At 67.5% G+C, this 17,463-nt stretch carries 15 protein-coding genes and 2 pseudogenes; 6 read left to right on the forward strand and 11 right to left on the reverse strand.

Features of this window, described 5'->3' with window-relative positions; genetic code table 11:
* Window positions 1-81: 81 nt before the first annotated feature.
* The 3 genes and pseudogenes from NAO55_RS01305 (at window position 82) to NAO55_RS01315 (ending at window position 4,188) form a co-directional block, all read left to right on the forward strand.
* The gene (locus NAO55_RS01305) at window positions 82-1,167 is read left to right on the forward strand and encodes an ABC transporter substrate-binding protein (RefSeq protein ID WP_102839459.1); all 1,086 of its coding nucleotides are present in this window, start codon (window positions 82-84) and stop codon (window positions 1,165-1,167) included.
* On the forward strand, window positions 1,154-3,526 hold the full coding sequence (locus NAO55_RS01310) for a putative bifunctional diguanylate cyclase/phosphodiesterase (RefSeq protein ID WP_102839458.1): 2,373 nt from the start codon (window positions 1,154-1,156) through the stop codon (window positions 3,524-3,526). The genes NAO55_RS01305 and NAO55_RS01310 overlap by 14 nt, the downstream gene beginning before the upstream one ends.
* A gap of 183 nt (window positions 3,527-3,709) precedes the next feature.
* Window positions 3,710-4,188: pseudogene (locus NAO55_RS01315) on the forward strand (BCAM0308 family protein).
* A gap of 39 nt (window positions 4,189-4,227) precedes the next feature.
* Here NAO55_RS01315 and NAO55_RS01320 read toward each other — a convergent pair.
* The 7 genes from NAO55_RS01320 to NAO55_RS01350 all read right to left on the reverse strand — a co-directional run bounded on the left by NAO55_RS01320 (window position 4,228) and on the right by NAO55_RS01350 (window position 12,567).
* A complete protein-coding gene (locus NAO55_RS01320) occupies window positions 4,228-5,055 on the reverse strand; it encodes an FAD/NAD(P)-binding protein (RefSeq protein ID WP_102839457.1) in 828 nt (275 codons plus the stop codon).
* Window positions 5,052-5,339, reverse strand: a complete 288-nt coding sequence (locus tag NAO55_RS01325; RefSeq protein WP_232244592.1) for a 4Fe-4S dicluster domain-containing protein — start codon at window positions 5,337-5,339, stop codon at window positions 5,052-5,054. The genes NAO55_RS01320 and NAO55_RS01325 overlap by 4 nt, the downstream gene beginning before the upstream one ends.
* Window positions 5,340-6,035: 696 nt before the next feature.
* The gene (fdhF, locus tag NAO55_RS01330; protein WP_102839456.1) at window positions 6,036-8,132 is read right to left on the reverse strand and encodes a formate dehydrogenase subunit alpha; all 2,097 of its coding nucleotides are present in this window, start codon (window positions 8,130-8,132) and stop codon (window positions 6,036-6,038) included.
* 202 nt (window positions 8,133-8,334) lie between these two features.
* Window positions 8,335-9,009 carry a DUF1028 domain-containing protein gene (locus NAO55_RS01335; protein WP_102839455.1) on the reverse strand — a complete coding sequence of 225 codons (675 nt, stop codon included), beginning with the start codon at window positions 9,007-9,009 and terminating at the stop codon, window positions 8,335-8,337.
* Between the two features lie 173 nt (window positions 9,010-9,182).
* Window positions 9,183-9,641 (reverse strand): YehS family protein, encoded by a 459-nt coding sequence (locus tag NAO55_RS01340; protein ID WP_102839454.1) that lies wholly within the window; start codon window positions 9,639-9,641, stop codon window positions 9,183-9,185.
* Window positions 9,642-9,704: 63 nt separating this feature from the next.
* A complete protein-coding gene (locus NAO55_RS01345) occupies window positions 9,705-11,093 on the reverse strand; it encodes a sigma-54-dependent transcriptional regulator (protein WP_102839453.1) in 1,389 nt (462 codons plus the stop codon).
* Complete coding sequence (locus NAO55_RS01350; RefSeq protein ID WP_102839452.1) at window positions 11,086-12,567, reverse strand: sensor histidine kinase; 1,482 nt, start codon at window positions 12,565-12,567, stop codon at window positions 11,086-11,088. Before NAO55_RS01350 ends, NAO55_RS01345 begins: the two co-directional genes overlap by 8 nt.
* Before the next feature lie 149 nt (window positions 12,568-12,716).
* On the opposite strand from NAO55_RS01350, the gene NAO55_RS01355 reads away from it, so the two are divergent.
* Window positions 12,717-13,106: a DUF4168 domain-containing protein gene (locus NAO55_RS01355; protein ID WP_102839451.1), complete on the forward strand. Its 390-nt coding sequence runs from the start codon at window positions 12,717-12,719 to the stop codon at window positions 13,104-13,106.
* 169 nt (window positions 13,107-13,275) lie between these two features.
* On the opposite strand, the gene NAO55_RS01360 is transcribed toward NAO55_RS01355, so the two are convergent.
* The 3 genes from NAO55_RS01360 to NAO55_RS01370 form a co-directional block, all read right to left on the reverse strand.
* On the reverse strand, window positions 13,276-13,593 hold the full coding sequence (locus NAO55_RS01360) for a hypothetical protein (protein ID WP_180981613.1): 318 nt from the start codon (window positions 13,591-13,593) through the stop codon (window positions 13,276-13,278).
* 61 nt (window positions 13,594-13,654) lie between these two features.
* Window positions 13,655-14,017, reverse strand: a complete 363-nt coding sequence (locus NAO55_RS01365) for a hypothetical protein (RefSeq protein WP_102839450.1) — start codon at window positions 14,015-14,017, stop codon at window positions 13,655-13,657.
* A gap of 142 nt (window positions 14,018-14,159) precedes the next feature.
* Window positions 14,160-15,056: an alpha/beta fold hydrolase gene (locus NAO55_RS01370; RefSeq protein ID WP_102839449.1), complete on the reverse strand. Its 897-nt coding sequence runs from the start codon at window positions 15,054-15,056 to the stop codon at window positions 14,160-14,162.
* A 308-nt stretch (window positions 15,057-15,364) separates the two neighbouring features.
* Here NAO55_RS01370 and NAO55_RS20945 point away from each other — a divergent pair.
* Window positions 15,365-16,108, forward strand: a pseudogene (locus tag NAO55_RS20945) (AsmA family protein); the annotation flags it as partial.
* Here NAO55_RS20945 and NAO55_RS01380 read toward each other — a convergent pair.
* Window positions 16,061-16,483: a hypothetical protein gene (locus tag NAO55_RS01380; protein WP_102839447.1), complete on the reverse strand. Its 423-nt coding sequence runs from the start codon at window positions 16,481-16,483 to the stop codon at window positions 16,061-16,063. The pseudogene NAO55_RS20945 and the gene NAO55_RS01380 overlap by 48 nt on opposite strands.
* Here NAO55_RS01380 and NAO55_RS01385 point away from each other — a divergent pair.
* The gene (locus tag NAO55_RS01385; RefSeq protein WP_232244579.1) at window positions 16,482-16,964 is read left to right on the forward strand and encodes a hypothetical protein; all 483 of its coding nucleotides are present in this window, start codon (window positions 16,482-16,484) and stop codon (window positions 16,962-16,964) included. The genes NAO55_RS01380 and NAO55_RS01385 overlap by 2 nt on opposite strands.
* The last annotated feature ends 499 nt before the right edge of the window (window positions 16,965-17,463 follow it).

Raw genomic sequence — 17,463 nt, forward strand, 5'->3', positions numbered from 1 at the left:
CATATGCCTGGCGCCATTAAAGTGCCATTATTGCGACCGTGCCGCTCGGCCGGCGCGACCTCTGCCAGCGGAAGGATACCCATGCCGAACAACAAGAAACCCCGGGTTGCCTGGTGCGCACGCAGCGTTCTGCTGACGACCGTGAGCCTGCTGTTTCCCTCCGCCTCGCTGCAGGCGGCACAGAGCCTGACGCTGCTGACCTGGGAGGAATTCCTTGGCGAGGCGGTGATCGAGCGCTGGCAGGCCGAGACCGGCGTTGAAATCCGGCAGATCTACTTCGACAGCGGCGACAAGCGCGACGAAGTGCTGGCCAAGACCGACCACCAGGTCGACGTCGCCCTGACCGAGCTGATCAGTTCCACCCGTTTCGGCGCGCGCGGGCTGCTGCAACCGCTGGACCAGGCCGCACTGCCAGGGCTGCGCCACATCCCGCAACGCTGGCGTGACAGCTGCGGCCCGCACAGCGTGCCGTATCTCTGGGGCACGCTCGGCATCGCCTACCGCAGTGACCGTGTCGAACGCACGCCCCGCTCCTGGGCAGACCTGCTGCAGCCGGCTCGGGCGAACGAGCCACACATCATCATGATGGAAGACCACGAGGACATCCTCGCCAGCCCGCTGATCCTCCAGCAACGCTCGATCAACACCGCGGACAACGACGAGCTGAAGGCCGCGTTCGAGCTGCTCATGGCCCAGGCGCCGGCCGTGCTCACCTACGAATACGTGATCACTTCCCTGCGCAGCCAGCGCTATCTGGATCAGGCGGACATGGCCCTGGCCTACAGCGGTGACCAGCAGGTCCTCAACGAGGTCGAGGGCATCGACGGCGAACCCTGGCGCTACGTGGTGCCGGAAGAAGGCACGCTGCTCTGGGTGGACTGCCTATCGGTGCCGACCAGCACCCCGAACAAGGCCCTGGCGTATCGCTTCCTGGAGTTTCTCCTGCGCCCGGAAATCGCCGCGCTGAACGCCGCCGAGCTGGGTGTGGCGACCCCCAATGCCGCAGCACGGGTACTGCTGCCGGCGGAGGTACGCCAGGACCCGAGCATCTACCCACCGGAGCCGGTGCTCGAGCGCAGCCAGGTCTACGAACCGCGACCGCTGCAGGCCACGCAGACGCGGCGACGCATCATCAGCGCACTGATCAACGCCCATGACCCTCGGTAAGCGCGCCCTGCTGGTGATCTTTCCGGTCATTCTGATCATCCAGCTGGTTGCCGCGACCGCCGCCTACCTGACCCAGCGGTCCGCACTGCTGGATCTGGAACAGGCGCGCCTGGCGCAGCAGCTGTCCGCGCTGAAATCGGCCTATCTGGACTACGAGGCCTTCAACCGCAGCGTGCTCTACTCGATCATGGAAAGCGAGGCGCTGCTGGCATTCCTGCGCGAGGCGGATACCGCCTTTCGCAACGACACCCTCGGGCTGAGCATCCAGCAGGCCATCCGCTCGCTGTCGACCGCCAAGCTGTCCTTCGCCTCGGTCGCCATCGTTCAGCCGGACGGCGAGCCGGCCTACTACTTCGAAAGCAGCCTGTCGCCGTTCGCCAGCATGAACGTGATCCAGCAGCAGGTGGTTCGGCAGGCAAAGCAGGGGCTGGAGCCCGCCGCAATGGTCTACGTCGAGCAGGCCGAGGGCGGCCCGCTTCTGCTGCAGACCGACTTCATCCTGCCCGCATCCGGCAGCCGGCCATTGCCCAGCCAGCGTGGCGAAGCCTTCGCCCTGCAGCTGGCGGTGCGCCCGGAAGCCTTCATTGCGCTGAAACAGGCACTTGAACACGAATACCGCGCGCAGCTGGAGATCGCCGCCGAACTGGCTCCGATCCAGCCGGAGCTGTCCGCCGACGTGCTGCTGTCGCGCTCGCTGTATGCGCGCCTCACCCCTGCCCCGGAATATCTCGCCGAGCGTCTGCAAACGCTGCGCCTGGCGTTCCTCGCCGGTGGCACGCTGGTGTGCGTGGTTTCCATCGGCCTGTTGCTGCTGTTGATCCGCCGCTACGTCACCGCCCCCATCAGCCAGCTCGACGACCAGCTCACCGACCTGTTGCTGTGCAAGCGCGCCGCGCTCGACGAACCCACCGTCGGCGGCGAAATCGGCCGCCTGACGCTGAACATGAAGACGCTGCACGATCACAACACCGCCGCGCTGCGCCGTATCCAGGAGATCTCCTGGACCGACAGCCTGACCCAGACCAGCAATCGCGCGCATTTCGGCATGCTCGCCAACGCCATGTACGAACGCTGCCTGCACAGCGACAAGCGTCTGGCGCTGCTGTTCATCGATCTGGACAACTTCAAGCAGGTCAACGATCAGCACGGTCACGATGCCGGCGACACGCTGCTGCGGATTTTTGCCCAGCGCGCCCAGGGCGTGCTGGAGGCGCACCGGCTGCGCCATCCGCAGACGGAAACGGCCCTGGCCCGTTTGTCAGGCGACGAGTTCGCCATCCTGCTGCTGACCGAGCCCGGCGCTGCAGATCTGGAAGAGCTGTGCGAGGCACTGCTGGGGCTGTGTCGTGGCGGCTTCCGTCTCGAGGATCGGCTCTACCCGGTGGGACTGAGCATCGGCACCGCCCGCTACCCGGAAGACGCGGATTCCATCACCCAACTGCTGACCCGTGCCGATACCGCGATGTATCAGGCCAAGGCCGAAGGCAAGAACGCGGTGGTGGCCTTCAGTGGCGAACTCGCGCTACGCAACGAGCGCATCCGCCTGATCGAAGAGCAGCTGCGCGCGCTCGACGGCGACGACCAGCTGCGCCTGGTGTATATGCCGGCGCTCGACCGTGAAGGTGCGGTGGTCAGCTGCGAAGTGCTGCTGCGCTGGCATTCGCCGATCCTCGGCACCGTCTCGCCGGCGGAGTTCATCCCCATCGCCGAGCGTGCCGGGCTGTTCCCGAAGATCGACAGCTGGGTGATCGACCATGCACTGGCCGAGTACCCCGAGCTGGTCCGCCTGTTTGGCGAGGGTGTCATTCTGGCGATCAACGTGTCCTCGGCCCAGCTGGTGGACGATCGCATCTGCCGCTACCTGATCGAGCGCGCCGCCCACCACGGCATCGAGCCGGGCAGGATTGAAATCGAGCTGACCGAAACCTACGCCGCCGAGCTGAGCAAGGACACCATGGCGGTGGTCAAGGGCATGCGCCAGGCGGGTTTCCGCGTGGCGATCGACGACTTCGGCGTCGGCTACACCTCGTTCCAGCAGCTGCTGCAATACCCGGCGGACACCATCAAGCTGGACATGGTGATCGTCGACAGCCTCACCCGCCCGGACATGCAGCAGAGCCTCGCGGCGCTCATCGCCTTCTGCCATGCGCAGGGCAAACGGGTGAACGCCGAGGGCGTGGACAACATGGAAAAGCAGTCGGCCCTGCTCGAGGCCGGCTGCGACCTGTTCCAGGGCTACCTGCTCTCGCCGCCGCGTTCGCTGTCGGCGCTGGAAGACTGGATGGCCGTGCGCCGGCGCGCACTGGCGCCGCTGCGCCTGGAGCAGCTGACGCCACGCGAGGTGTCGCGGCCCTGTTGAGCGAGCCCTGTCGGCGCACGCCCAGTCACAGCTGATGCTTGCCCGGTCGGGCATCCATACCGGCGCCACCGGCTGGGCGCGACAAATCATCGCAACCCGCAATCGCCACCCATGGACAGCGGACGAGCGCGCCGGGCTGATCTACGCTGCAAAGGCACCCTCCCAATCATCGAGGCCTTCGCCATTGACAATACGCGCGACAAGCTTCTGCAACCCGAACACCACGACCCCTATCTCAAGGCCTGGCACCAGCGCGGCGACACCGTCTGCCCGCAATGCGGCGCCGCCTACCAGGCCGGGCGTTGGACCTGGCACGGCCTGGTCGACGCCGCCAACGCGCAGGAAGCGCTGTGCCCGGCCTGCCAACGCATTGCCGAGAACGTCCCGGCCGGCACCATCAGTCTGCTCGGCGCCTTCGTCAAGACGCACGCCGACGAGCTCTGCGGGCTGATCCGCAACACCGAGGAAAAAGAGAAGAGCGAACATCCCCTCGAGCGCCTGATGGTCATCAGCGACGAACCCGATGGATTGCGCGTGACCACCACCGGACTGCATCTGGCGCAGCGCATCGGCCACGCGCTGGAAGCCGCCTACGATGGCGAATTGAGATCCGCTACGAAGGCGAAGAGTATTACGTGGACGTGCACTGGCGGCGCGACTGAAACTGGCGGGTCGCGGCGACGCTCTGCCACCCGGCCCGCTCAGCAGGGCTGCGGCGGCAGGCAGCCGGCGGCGACCTGACCGCTGGCCGCCAGCAGGCGCAGGTACTCATCGTAGCGATAGGTCGGCCCATCGACACAGGCGTAGCTGCTGCCGATGTAGCAGTGCCCGCACAACCCCACCCCGCAATGCATGCGCCGCTCCAGCGACAGCCAGATCCGCCTGGCGGGCAGGCCACGATCGACGCAGCGCCGCGCCACCGCCAGCATCAGCGCCTCCGGCCCACAGCAAAGCACCTGCGCGGGCGCCTCACCACGGCTCAGCGCCTGCTCCAGCGCATCCAGTGGGTTGCCCTGCGGCCGGCCGTCATCGCCCTGGTCCAGCGTCTCGATCAGCGTCAGCCGCTGGCGCCAGCGCGCGCGTTCGCGCGCCAGCACCTGATAGGCACGGCTGCGTGCGGCGTAGATCAGCTGCAGCTCGCCGGCGGCGCTGTCGATCACTCCGGCCAGCGGCGCCAGCCCGCAACCGCCGGCCACCAGCAGCAACCGCTCGCCCGGCGCAGGGCGTGGCCAGCCGTGGCCGAACGGCCCGCGATAGCCGGGCACGGCGCCCGGCGCGAGGGCGAACAGCGCGGCGGTGAGTGTGCCGGTCTGGCGGATCAGCGCGCTGAAGCGCCCTTCGGCATCCGGCGGGCTGACATAGGTGAAGGCCGCCTCGCCGACGCCGGGCACGGCGAGCATGAAGAACTGCCCCGGCTGCACTACCGGCTCGTCGGCCAGCGGCTCGACGGCGAAGCTGAAATGCCGCGCCGCCTCGCCATCGTCGTAACAATCGAGCAGGCGCATGCTCCGTGGCGTCAGGTCGATCATGGCTGGCCGATCCTCTTCATCACCTGGTGCACGCCGATGCCGCCGGGGCACACCGCGTCGCAGCGCCCGCAACCGACGCAACCGTCGCGGCCGAAGCGCTGGCGGAAGTCGTCGCCGAACTTGTGGTACCAGAAGCGCTGCCCGGGGGTCGCGCTGGGGTTATGACCGCTGGCCTCCTGCTGGAAGCCCCGGTACAGGCAGGAATCCCAGACCCGCTCCTGCACACTGCCGCCTGCGGGTTCGGCCTGCTCGAAGGGCGCGAAGCAGGAACAGGTCGGGCACACCGAGGTGCAGCCGGAACAGCCCAGGCAGCGCAGGCCGAGCGCTTCCAGGCCTGGCTGTCCACCGTTTCGCCATTGAGCGCCGCGCAACCAAGGGCGATCTCGGCCTGCTCGCCCTGCTCGGCGGCCACCTGCAGTGCCTGGGCGTCGCGCTGTTGTGCCCAGTCTGCCGGTGCACGAGCCAGCACCAGCCCGGCCAGCGCCTGCTGCCCACGCTCGGAGGTGACGAGCAGCAGCCAACGCCGTCCCAGCGGGCGCAGGATCAGGTCGGCGGTATGCGCGCGCACCTCCGGCCCGCTGTCCATCATGGCGCAGAAGCCGTGCTGGCAGCTCTGCGCGCAATCGAGGCCGACCAGCAGGGTCGCGGCGCGGCGCGCCTGATAGTGCGGATCGGCGGCGAAGAAGCGGTCCTGGTAGGCCACCGCGGTGAGGTCGCAGGCGGCCAGGCCGAACAGCACCTGCGGCCGCACCTGGGGCTGCAGCGCGATGAAGCGGCCGCTCTCGTAGCGGAACAGCGCCTCGCGCTCGGCGAAGAAGAACGCCTTGGCGGAAAACACCGGCGGCTCGACCGGCACGACGAAGGGCTGCGACGGATCGTCCAGCACCTGCCAGCGCAACGCGCCCTGCCCATCCGGCTGCGGCTGGTAAAGCTGCCGCTCGCGGGCCAGAGGCGCGCGCAGCCGCTCGGGGCTGTCCAGCTCATAGGCCTGCATGGTCGGCCTCCAACGGGCGTTCGAGTTCGATGCGCGGCGCCTGGCCGGGCGCCAGCGGGGTCAGCGCCACCGCGCAGGCCTTGAGTTCCGGCATGTGACTGATCGGGTCCTGGGCGCTGTTGGTCAGACGGTTACAGGGCGCCTCGCGGAAGTGATAGGGCATGGCGACGGTGCCCGGCGGCACGTCGTCGGTGAGGTGCGCGCGGGTTTCCAGCTGGCCGCGACGCGATGCCACGCACACCCCCTGTGCCTCGTTCAGGTTCAGTCGCGCGGCATCCTGCGGGTGGATGAACAGCAGCCCGGCGGGAATCTCCCGCTCCAGCAGCGGCGACTTGCGAGTCATCGCCCCGCCACCGTAGTGAAAGTGCAGGCGCTGAGTGGTGAAGCAGAACGGATAGTCGGCATCCGGACATTCATCCGGCTCGACCTGCGAAACCGGAATCAGCTGCGCGTGACCACGCGGGAAGCACTGTTGGTGGAGGATCGCGGTACCGTCCGGGTGCGCCGCATCGCACGGCCACTGCAGCCCGCCGGTCCGCGCCAGGCGCGCGTGGCTGATGCCGCTGAAAATCGGCGACAGCGCGGCCATCTCGGCAAACACCTCGTCCGCGCTGGCCCAGCGCATGCCTTCATAGCCCATACGCTCGGCCAGCGCGGCGAGGATCTGCCAGTCCGCCCGCACCTGCCCGGGCGGCTCGATGGCCTTGCGCAGCAGCTGCATGCGCCGCTCGCAATTGCTGAAGGTGCCGTCCTTCTCGGCGAAGGCGGCCGCCGGCAGCACCACGTCGGCGAAGCGCGCGGTCTCGCTCAGGGTCAGCTCGACCACCACCAGGAAGTCCAGCGCACGCAGCGCGCGGGCCAGCTTGTGCTGGTCCGGATCGGTGACCACCAGTTCCTCGCCGAGCACCATCAGCGCGTGGAACTCGCCGCGCAGCGCCGCCTCGCTCATGCCCAGCGAGGTCAGCCCCGGTGCCGGCGGCTGCACCACGCCCCAAGCGCGGGCGAATTTCTTCCGCACCGCGCCGTCGCTGACCTTCTGGTAACCGGGATAGACGTCCGGCAGGCAGCCCATGTCGCAGGCGCCCTGCACGTTGTTCTGTCCGCGCAGCGGATTGACGCCGGTACCGGGCCGGCCGAGCTGGCCGCAAACCAGCGCCAGGTTGGCCACCGCAATAACGTTGTGGGTGCCGCTCTGGAACTGGGTGATGCCCATGCCGTAGGCGATGAAGGCGCGCCGCGCCTGGCTGTAGGCGCGCGCCAGCTCGATCAGCGCCAGCACCGGCACGCCGGTCTGCACGCTGGTACGTTCCGGGGTCAGCTCGCGCACATGGGCACGCAGCGCCGCCTCGTTGTCGCAGCGGCGGGCGAGGAATTCGCGGTCCTCCCAGCCGTTGGCGAAGATGATGTGCAGCAGCCCGTTGAGCAGCGCGATGTTGCTGCCCACGCGCAACTGCACGTGCTGGTCGGCCAGCCGCGCCAGGCGGGTGCGCCGCGGGTCGACGACGATCAGCCGGGCGCCGCGGGCCTGCGCCCGGAGCATGCGCGCACCGATCATCGCGTGGTTCTCGGTGACGTCGGCGCCGATCACCAGAATCAGCTCGGCCTCGTCGATGTCGGCGATGGAATTGGTCATCGCCCCGGAGCCCAGGGTGCGACTCAGCCCCGCCACCGAAGGGCTGTGGCAGATGCGCGCGCAATGATCGATGTTGGCCGTGCCGAGCACCGCGCGAGCGAACTTCTGCGCGGCATAGTTATCCTCGTTGTTCGCGTGGGCGCAGCTGATCACCCCGACTCCGGCCGGCCCGGCGACCTCCAGCGCCGCGCGGAACTCGCTGACGATCAGATCCAGCGCCTCGTCCCAGCCCGCTTCGCGGAACCTTCCGTGCTCCTTGATCAGCGGCGTGCGCAGGCGGTTGCCGGCATCGATGGCAAACCCGCTGGCCCAGCCCTTGGCACACAGCTGCCCGGCGCTGACCGGGTGCCCCGGCTGCGGCTCGACGCCCACCACGCGACCGCCCTCGACTCGCAGGCCGAGGCCGCAGCCGACGCCACAGAAGGTGCAGATGCTCGGAATCACGTGCATGGATGCCTCCCGCGTTCGACGCCGCGCCAGCCTCGGGCCTCGATACGCTGAGAGCAAGTTTAGGCGCTGAACGAGTAACGAACCCTGCAGACGCGATAAATGCGCGTGACTGTCCGAAATCCGCGGCCACTCGCTCGGGTCAGGGGCGGGTTCAACCGCTCGCTCGATGTAGGCGCCTGCAGCCCTGCGTCCTCCCGGGCAGCTAGATGGTTTCTTCGCCAGCCGCGCCTGCGGGATTGGCGCGCGTCGGCATGGCGAGGATTTCCGGGACCACCTCGCGGGCGGACACATCGTGCAGCCGGCGCAGCTCGGCGAACGGATCACGGTGGTGGTCGACACGGATGTCCCACAGCGGATACGCCTCCTGATCGACCACATACACCGTCGCCGAGGACTCGCCATGGCGGTCGCCACCTTCAGCATCGCCGGCTTCCAGCGCCGCCATCAGGCGTTCCACCAGCGGCCGATCGGCACTGCCGACATACGCCTGGCACGCCGCCTCCAGCACCTCGCGGCCCTTGAGCCGGTTGCCCTGCACGCAGAACTGCTCGCCGGCGATGGAGCCGGCCCAGGGCAGGCAGCGCTCACCGGTCCAGCAGGCGGTGCGCCCGCTGTTGTCGATGACCGCGCACTGGCGCAGCTCCATGCAGGGGTCGGTGCGCCGCAGCCGCTCGAGGACCTCAGCGGCCGGGCTGAATTCGCGCAGGAAGCGCAGGCCGTCGATGCCGAGGTATGGGTTGATCTGCGCCTGCGTCGCCACCGCCCCGACATGCGCCGCAGCGTGGGTCAGCAGCTTGCCGACGGCCGGCATGGCGGTGGCGGCTGCGACGCCGAACTGCCCGGTGCGCGGGCAGCGGGCGACGATGGAAAAGGTCATGGGCGGGCTCCCTGGATTCGTCAGGGGTTAGGCCCGAGCCGAGCGGCAAACGTTCATGCAACGCGTGCCGGCCGGAGCTGCTCAGGGCAAGCGATCCGAACGCGACGCTCAGGGCTCCCTCGCCACAGCGTCCATGCCGACCACGCAAGCACTGCAGGCCCGCCTTAGCGAGCTCAGCCCTGGCGCAGCGATAGCCCCTGGAGGAAGTTGCGCAGCAGCTGGTCACCGCAGGGCCGGTAGTTGCTGTGTCCCGGCTTGCGGAACAGCGCGCCGAGCTCGGATTTCGACAGCTGCAGGTCGGCGGCCCGCAGGATCGCCTGCAGGTCTTCATCGCGCAGTTCGAAGGCTACTCGCAGCTTCTTCAGGATCTGGTTGTTGCTCACCGGCAGCTCCAGCGGCGGCGCCGGGCGGCTCTCGTCCTTGCCGCGCTTGAAGTAGATCAAGCCGTCGAGAAAACGCGCCATCGCCTCGTCCGGGCATTCCTGATAGCCGTCCTCGTCCTCGCGGGCGAGCCAGGCGCGAACCTCTGCCTCGTCTACCGTACAACCGCCCAGCGCGGCGATTTCGGCCATCTGTGCATCGCTGACCTTGAGGGTGTAGCGCAGGCTGCGCAGGACGTCGTTGTTGAGCATGGTCGCTCCTCGCTGAGAAAAGGCCGGCAGTGTGCGCTTTCGGGCGCCCTGCGGCGAGCCCGATCAACCGTCCTCGCGCTCGCCGAGGCGCCGGTACAGGGTGCGCCGGCCGATGCCCAGCAGGGCCGCCGCGCGGCGCTTGTTGCCGTCCACCAGTTTCAGCACGTGTTCGATATAGCGCAGTTCCAGCTCTTCCAGTGTCGGCAAAAGTGGACCGTCGCTGAGCTGGGCGAGCAGCTCGGCACCGGCACTGCGCGCCTTGTCATCACGATAGTCGGCGATGCGGCTGGGCAGGTGCTCCAGCTCGATGCTGCGCCCGTGGCAGAAGGTCACCGCACGCTCGATGGCGTTCTGCAGTTCGCGCACGTTGCCGGGGAACGGATAGCGCCGCAGCTGCGCCAGTGCCGCCGGCGCGATGCCGCGCACCGGCCGCCCGCTGCGCGCGGCGAAGTGGGCGACGAAACCGGCCGCCAGCAGTTCGAGATCCTCTTCGCGATCACGCAGCGGCGGCACCTGCAGGATGAAGGTTTCCAGACGGAAGAACAGGTCCTCGCGGAAGGCCTCGCGCCCCGCCTCGGTTTCCAGCGGGCGGTTGCTAGCGGCAATGATGCGCACGTCCACGCTCAGCTCGCGCTCGGCACCCACCGGGCGGATCGTGCCTTCCTGCAGCACGCGCAGGAGCTTGGCCTGCAGCGGCAGCGGCATCTCGCCGATCTCGTCGAGAAACAGCGTGCCACCGTCAGCCTGCTGGAACAGCCCCTTGTGCGCGCGGTTGGCGCCGGTGAAGGCACCGGCGACGTGACCGAAGAACTCGCTTTCTAGCAATTCGGCCGGCAACCCGGCGCAGTTGATCGCGAGGAACGGCCCCTTGGCGCGCTCGCTCTCGGCATGCACCGCCCTGGCCACCAGCTCCTTGCCGGTGCCGCTCTCACCGATCACCAGCACCGGCCCCTCGGCGCGAGCAAGTTGGCGGATCTGGTCGAACAAGCCACGCATCACCCGGCTGCGGCCGAGCATGCCGTGGAAGCGATCATCGCTGAGCAGCTGCTGGAAGCGCCGCACCTCGTCGCGCAGACGGCGTGTCTCCAGCGCCCGGGCCACCGCCAGGGCGAAGTGCTCGAGGTCGAGCGGCTTGGTGAGGAATTCGTCGGCGCCCTCCTTGAGCGCCGCCACCGCCTGCTGGATGCTGCCGAACGCGGTGATCACCAGAAAGGCCGGCGCCGCCTGCATCATCTTGACCCGTCGCAACAGCGCCATGCCATCGGCACCGGGCAGGCGCAGATCGCTGACCACCAGCGCCGGCTCCCAGCTTTCCAGCGAGCCGACCGCCTCCTCCGCGCTGGCCAGCGCACGCACCTGCAGGCCGCGATCTTCCAGCTCCTCGACCAGCAACTGGCGCAGGCTGTCGTCGTCCTCGACCAGCAGCACCCGCTCCTGCGTCACTTCAGTCATGCTCGACCTCCTCGTCGATCAATGGCAATGCGATACGGAAGGCTGCGCCCGGCAGGTCGCCGTCGACCAGTTCGATACGTCCGCCGCACTCGCCGACCACGCCATGGGCCACTGCCAGCCCCAGCCCGCTGCCCTCACCCACCGGCTTGGTGGTGAAGAACGGCTCGAACAGCGCCGCGCGGTTCGACTCGGCAATGCCGGGGCCATCGTCCTCGACCTGCAACATCAATTCGGCACCATCGCGCCACCAGCGCAGGCGCACCAATCCGCCAGGGCTGGCCTGGGCGGCATTGCGCAGCAGATTGGTCAGCGCCTGCTCGAAACGCGGCGGGTCGACCCGGCAGTACAGGGTTTGCGCCGGTGCCTGCAGCTCCAGCCGAACCTGCAGTGCAGCCAGCTCATCGGCCACCGCCGCGGCTGCCGAATGCGCCAGCACCTCGGCGGGCACCTTGCGCAGCGGCGAGCCGGCGGCGCGGCCGAAATCCAGCAGCTGGCGGACGATGGCACTGAGCCGCGCCACCTGCTGGCGAATCTGCAACAGCGCGCGGCGGTGGGTTTCGCCCAGCTCATCGTCGCGCAACACCCGCTGCGCCTTGCCATCGATCACGCTGAGCGGGCTGCCCAGCTCATGCGCCACCCCGGCTGCCAACCGCCCCACTGCCGCCAGCTGCTGGCTCTGACGCAGGCGCGCCTGCAACTGCTCCTCGCGGGCCTGCTGCTCGGCGACCTGGCGCTCGGCGGCGGCGATACTGTCGAGCATCTGATTCAGCGCGCCGGAGAGCACGACGATCTCCTGCGGCCCGCTGCGCGGCGCTCGATGCTCGCGCTCGCCGGCCGCGACCCGCTCCATGCTGCGCGCCAGCTGCTGCAGATGCTTGCCCACCGCGGAGCGATGGCCGAGCAGGATCACCACCAGCGCCACCCCGGCGAGCAAGCTGCCGAGGCCCGCAGCGATCAGCCGCAGGCGGCGGATGTCCTGCTCGAAATCACCCCAGCGTCGGGTCACCTGCAGCAGGCCATTGATCTGCCCGCCACTTTCTTCCAGCGGAACGAAGTAGGAATACACCGGGCGGCCATTGATGCGCTGATAGGTGCCGGTCCGCTCGCCACCGGCGGTGAGCTGCTGGATCGCCGACTCATCCTGATCCGGTTCCACCGCGCCGGCATAAGCCGCGAGCTTGCCGTCACGGTCGTAGACATAGGCGCCATACACACGACCGACGCCAAGCACCGATTCCAGCACCTGCTGCAGGGTGCGCTCGTGGTTCTTCTCCAGGCTGGCGCTGAGCGGCAGGCGCACCGCCCGCGCGACCAGCTCGACCTCGGCCTGCAGGCGCCGTTCGCTGCTGCGCTCGACCGTCCAGAGCACCACCGAACTGAAGCCGAACATGATCGCCATCAGCGGCACGATGACCTTGAGCAACAGCGCGCCACGCAAGCTCGCCGGGCGCTGCCAGATTGATACATGTGTCATTCCGGCACACTACAGCAGGCCACTGGCTACGGCCAGCGCGCCCCGATGAAACGATCAATTACTTATATTTCAATCAGTTACGTTAAGAGTGAGCACCTGGCACGGCTGCTGCACTGTTAAAGGCGTCTTTAACCGAAGCAGGAATGAACATGACCCAGCACAACGCTCGTCTCGCCTTCACCGGAATCCTCTCGCTGTTCCTCGGCCTGGCCGCCCCCCTTGCATCGGCGCAATCAGCCAACCCGGCCCCCACCGCGCAGCCTGCGGCCGGTGTACAGGCCCAGCAGTTCGGTGAGAAAAAACTGGAAAGCTTCGCCGAGTCGCTCGGCGAGATCATGGAGATCCGCGAGGAATTCACCGGCAAGCTGCAGCAGACCGAAGACGCCGACAAGGCCCGCGATCTTCAGCAGCAGGCCAACGAGAAGATGCTCGGCGTGATCGAGGAAAACGACATCAGCATCGACGAGTACAACGCCATCAACCAAGCCGTGCAGACCGACCCGGAGCTGCGCAACCGTGTGATCGCGATGATGAAGTGAAGCGTTGCTGTAGCGCTGCGTTAAGCACGTTACGCGACGGGAAATGCCCCGCTCAGGCGATGCGAGCGGGGTTGTTTCGCTTCATGTGGCCTGAGCGCGAGTCCCAGCTTCGCGCTCGGCATGCAACGGGTAGCGGTGGCATACAACGCAGCCCCCCTTTGACGAACGGTTACTCAAGCTCGCCTGGTGTAGCTGACTGGTGAGGTGGGTCTGCGGTCACCGTATCCTGTTCGGTCCGATGCAGATTTCGATTAGGTACCGATTCGCTGTCCGACAAACCTTCGACCGGCCGACCGTCCTCCGTGACGATCTGCCCCTGCTCGTTTCGATGTGTTTCGAGCTTCTCCTGAGGGGTCGGTTTACCCATCTGACTTGCCCGCGAGCCAGTGTCATCACGAGGGGTACCTGCCGGCCATTGTGCGGCCGCATGCGGTACGGATAGAAAAAGCGTGGCCATCGAAATGGAAGCAAGCAAGTATCTGTTCATGGTGTTCTCCTCTTCCCCTGGGCGGTGAGCCCAGCTCAGGGCGGTGGAATCTTCTGCCCAATCAATTACTCGCTGCGCCTACTGGCTTGCAGACGAGCATGGCAATCGGGCCGCCCGCGGAATATTTACCCGGCACTTGCATGACGACCTCTTCGTTCGGGCTGATCGAAGCAGCGGGTGTAGCCGTCATGGCCGTTTCCTCAGGCAGAGCATGGAATTGGCAGGAAGCGGTCTCCGCGCTGCGGTTGGTCACCTTGATCGCCAGTACACCACGCAGATCGACCTGTTCAGAGGATGCCGAAGGCACGCCAAGTTCCTCGATCCCCATATTCATGCCATTCAGACGAGTCACGACCATCGGGTCGTCGGCTAGAGCAGGGAGAGCAGACGCGAGGGCAGCGAACGCCAAAATTGGTCTTTTCATCCGGGTTCTCCATTGAGTCCTACTACGTGAGAACGGTCAGGCACCAAGGAGTTCGCTGGCCCGTCAGGTCACGGCGGGCCCGCAATAATTCGCGCCACCTCTCCCCCTCGGCTTGCAGGTGCTCGGGCACGATGTCGTTTTTTCAACTGCCACCCTCTACAGCAGCAAGACGCGCACGAAAGTCGAAGTAGTGTTCAAGCACCCGCTCCGGCGCCTCGACCTGCGGGTAGTGGCCGATGCCCTCCAGCAGCACGGTGTCGGGCGTCGGAATCAGCTCGCGGTAGCGGGCCACCATGTGTGCACCCGAGATTGGATCGGCGGCACCGTCGATCACCCGCAACGGCACATTGCAGCGCTGCATGGCTGTCACCCAGCGCTCGCGTTGCCTGACCCGCTCGGGCATGTAGCGGATCAGCCGGTGCATCACCGCCGGTCCGTCGCTCTCGGCGATCAGTCGCCAGTAATCGTCCAGCTCGGCGTCGCTCGGCTGCGTCTGCGCACCGAACACCCGGCCGAAGGTCGCCCCGAGCGTACGCCGCGAGAACAGCCTGCCCAGCAGGAAGCCGAACGGGCCGAGCAGCAGCTTCTGCACCCGCACCGGATGATGGGTTTCCGGGAACAGCCCGCCATTGAGGAACACGCAGCTGGCCAGCGCGATGCGCCCTTCGCAATGCCGCGCCAGCAGCTCCTGAGCCACGCTGTCGCCATAGTCATGCGCCAGCACATGGATCGCACCGCCGATACCCAGCTCCGCCAGCAGTGCCTGCTGCAGGTCGGCCTGCTCGATCAGGCTGTAGGCGTGCCCGCGCGGCTTGGCCGAATAGCCGAAGCCGAGCATGTCGCAGGCAACCAGCCGATAGCGCGCCGCAAGCGGCTGCCAGACCTTGTGCCAATCCCAGCTGGCGGTGGGAAAGCCATGGATCAGCAGCAGCGGCTCGCCTTCGCCAGCCGTCCAGTAGCGGATGCGCTTGCCGCCAAAATCGAACTCGCGAGCGCTGGCGCGCCAGCTATCCAGTGCTATGCCGTCGGTGCTACTCATTCGTTCTTCTTGTTTTCGTGGAGACGAAGCCAGTCTAGCGGGGTGCCGTGGAATGACGACTTGCTGTGCCGGCCAGCTTGGTGGCCCGGCGAGTCAGCCGGGCGCTGCTATCCCGTCTAGTCCTTCGCCTTCGACGGTGTGGCCGGTGCCCTTGCAGAGACCCTCGCCAAGCTGGGGCTGCGAGTAACCGCGTCAGGATCCGTTCGGCCGTCGGTAACCGCAGCGGCCGACCTCTCCCCGCTTATCGGGGTTGCACATAGGACACCCATCGATATCCATCCCATACGGCTTGCCGGAAGGAGGAACAGGTGTCCAAAGCGACCCCATGGCTGCTGGCCGGTCTTGCCGGCATTCTCGTTCTGCTGGGCGGTCTTGCCCTGCTGGCCGAGTCACCCTGGGCCCGGCAACTGATCGAGCGCCAGCTGAGCCAGCGCCTGGACGGGCGCGCGGTGTCCATCGGCGAATTCGACATCGAATGGGGCTTGCCGCTGGGCGTGCAGCTTCGCGACCTGCGCATCGCCAACGCCGACTGGGCATCCGACGCGCCGCTGCTGACGCTCGACGCGTTGCGTGCCCGGCTGGGCGTCGGTGCCCTGTTGACCGGTGACGTGCAGCTGCGGTCGCTCCAGCTGGTTCAACCTCAAGTCCACCTCGCCCGCCAAGCCGATGGTCAAACGAACTGGGCCGCGCCGCTGGGTGACGGCCCGGAGCAAGGTTCGCTGCCGTTCAGCCCCGATCCCTTGCGCATCCGCGACGGCGAGATCCATTACCGCGATGCCCAGCTCGACCTTCAGCTTGACCTGTCGGTGGCGACGCCTCCCAGTGACGAAGGTCCGCGTCGGCTGAACGTGGAAGGTTCCGGCCAATTCCGCGGCCGTCCCGTCAGCCTGACGCTCATCGGTGACCCACCAGCGCGGGCGCTGGCGGCCGACGCCCCTTATACCCTCTCGCTGAACGCCCAGCTTGGCGCTCTGCAACTGCGGTTCGAGGGACAGAGTGCCTCGCTACCCAGCCTTGAGCAGCTGCAGGGCCGGTTGACGGCCTCTGCGTCGGACGCCATGGCCTTCGATGCGCTGCCGATCGACCTGCCGCCGCTCAGGCTGCAGGCAAACACGCGGCGCGACGGCTCGCAGTGGGCGTTGAGCGATATCGACCTGCGTACCAACGGCAGCCATCTGACCGGTGCGGCGAGCGTGCAGGCCGGTTCCGAGCCAAGGGTGGCCATCCGCCTCGAAGGCGACCAGCTGGACCTCGACCGCTGGGGCCTGATGCCTCGACCGACCCGCACGGGCGAGCGCCGCCCCATGGCAGCCGATCGCCTGTTGGGCAATGCCCGCGACCTGCTCGAACGGGCTGCGATTGGCCGTCAGCGGGCAGTCCGCGGCGGAGATGGCGGCCGGCGCCGACGGCCGCCTGGAGCTAGCCATGTCGGGCGGCCAGTTGGACAAGGTCGCGATCGAGCTACTCGGGCTCAACGCGGGCGAAGCCTCGATCGCCGCGCTCATCAACGACGCACCTACCGACATGAGCTGCGGCTACCTGCGTTTCGACGCCGACGCCGGCATTGCGCATCTGGAGCGGTTCTTCGTCAGCACCCAAGACAGCAACCTGACCGGGGGCGGCCAGATCGACCTGGCCACCGAGCGGTTGAAACTGGCATTCGACGCCCACGCCAGAGACTTCAGCCTGCTATCGGGTCAGGCGCCGATCCAACTGCGTGGCACCTTGCGTGATCCGCAAGTGGAAGTGATCACCGACACGCTGGTCGCCCGCGGGCTCGCCAGCGTCCTGGGCGCCATCGTCGCGCCGCCGCTGGCGATTCTGCCGTGGCTCGAACCCGGTTTCGGCGAAGGTTCGGGCATGGGCTGCGACAAGGCGCTGAAGCAATTCGAACGGACCGGGACCTAGCCGTACGCGTGTTGGGACATCGGTCCAGGCCCATTGCGCTGTTCCCGCGTGCAACCGGCAACAGCGGCGCGACCAGGGGCCGTCGACGTGTGCAAGCCTGCCAGTGGCGCAGGTGCGTCATTGGTCTGGCCTTTGCCATCGCCGCGATGGCCGGCCTGTCATAGGCACAAACGCTCGATGAGATCACTGACCGAACCGAACGGTTCGCTCAGCGGGAAACGCTGTTGGTCGCCCGCGCCGGCGAAATCGCCGTCGAGCGCGGCTAGCGTGGCCATCGCACGACAGCCGCCACGTACATCAGCTGCGCCTCGCGCCTTGGCAACGAATGGAGCTCTTCGATGCGCCGGTGCTGCTCTTCAAGCAGACGTTCGTGGCGGGCACGCGATCACCCGGCAGAGGGTGGACAAGCTGCTCGACTCGCCGTCTATCGGCAACATGCCCAATCGAGACAGCGACATCGGTTTCGCCAGCCACGCCGAATCCAGCGGAAACAGGACGA

The sequence above is a fragment of the Stutzerimonas frequens genome, assembly GCF_024448335.1.
Taxonomy (GTDB): domain Bacteria; phylum Pseudomonadota; class Gammaproteobacteria; order Pseudomonadales; family Pseudomonadaceae; genus Stutzerimonas; species Stutzerimonas frequens.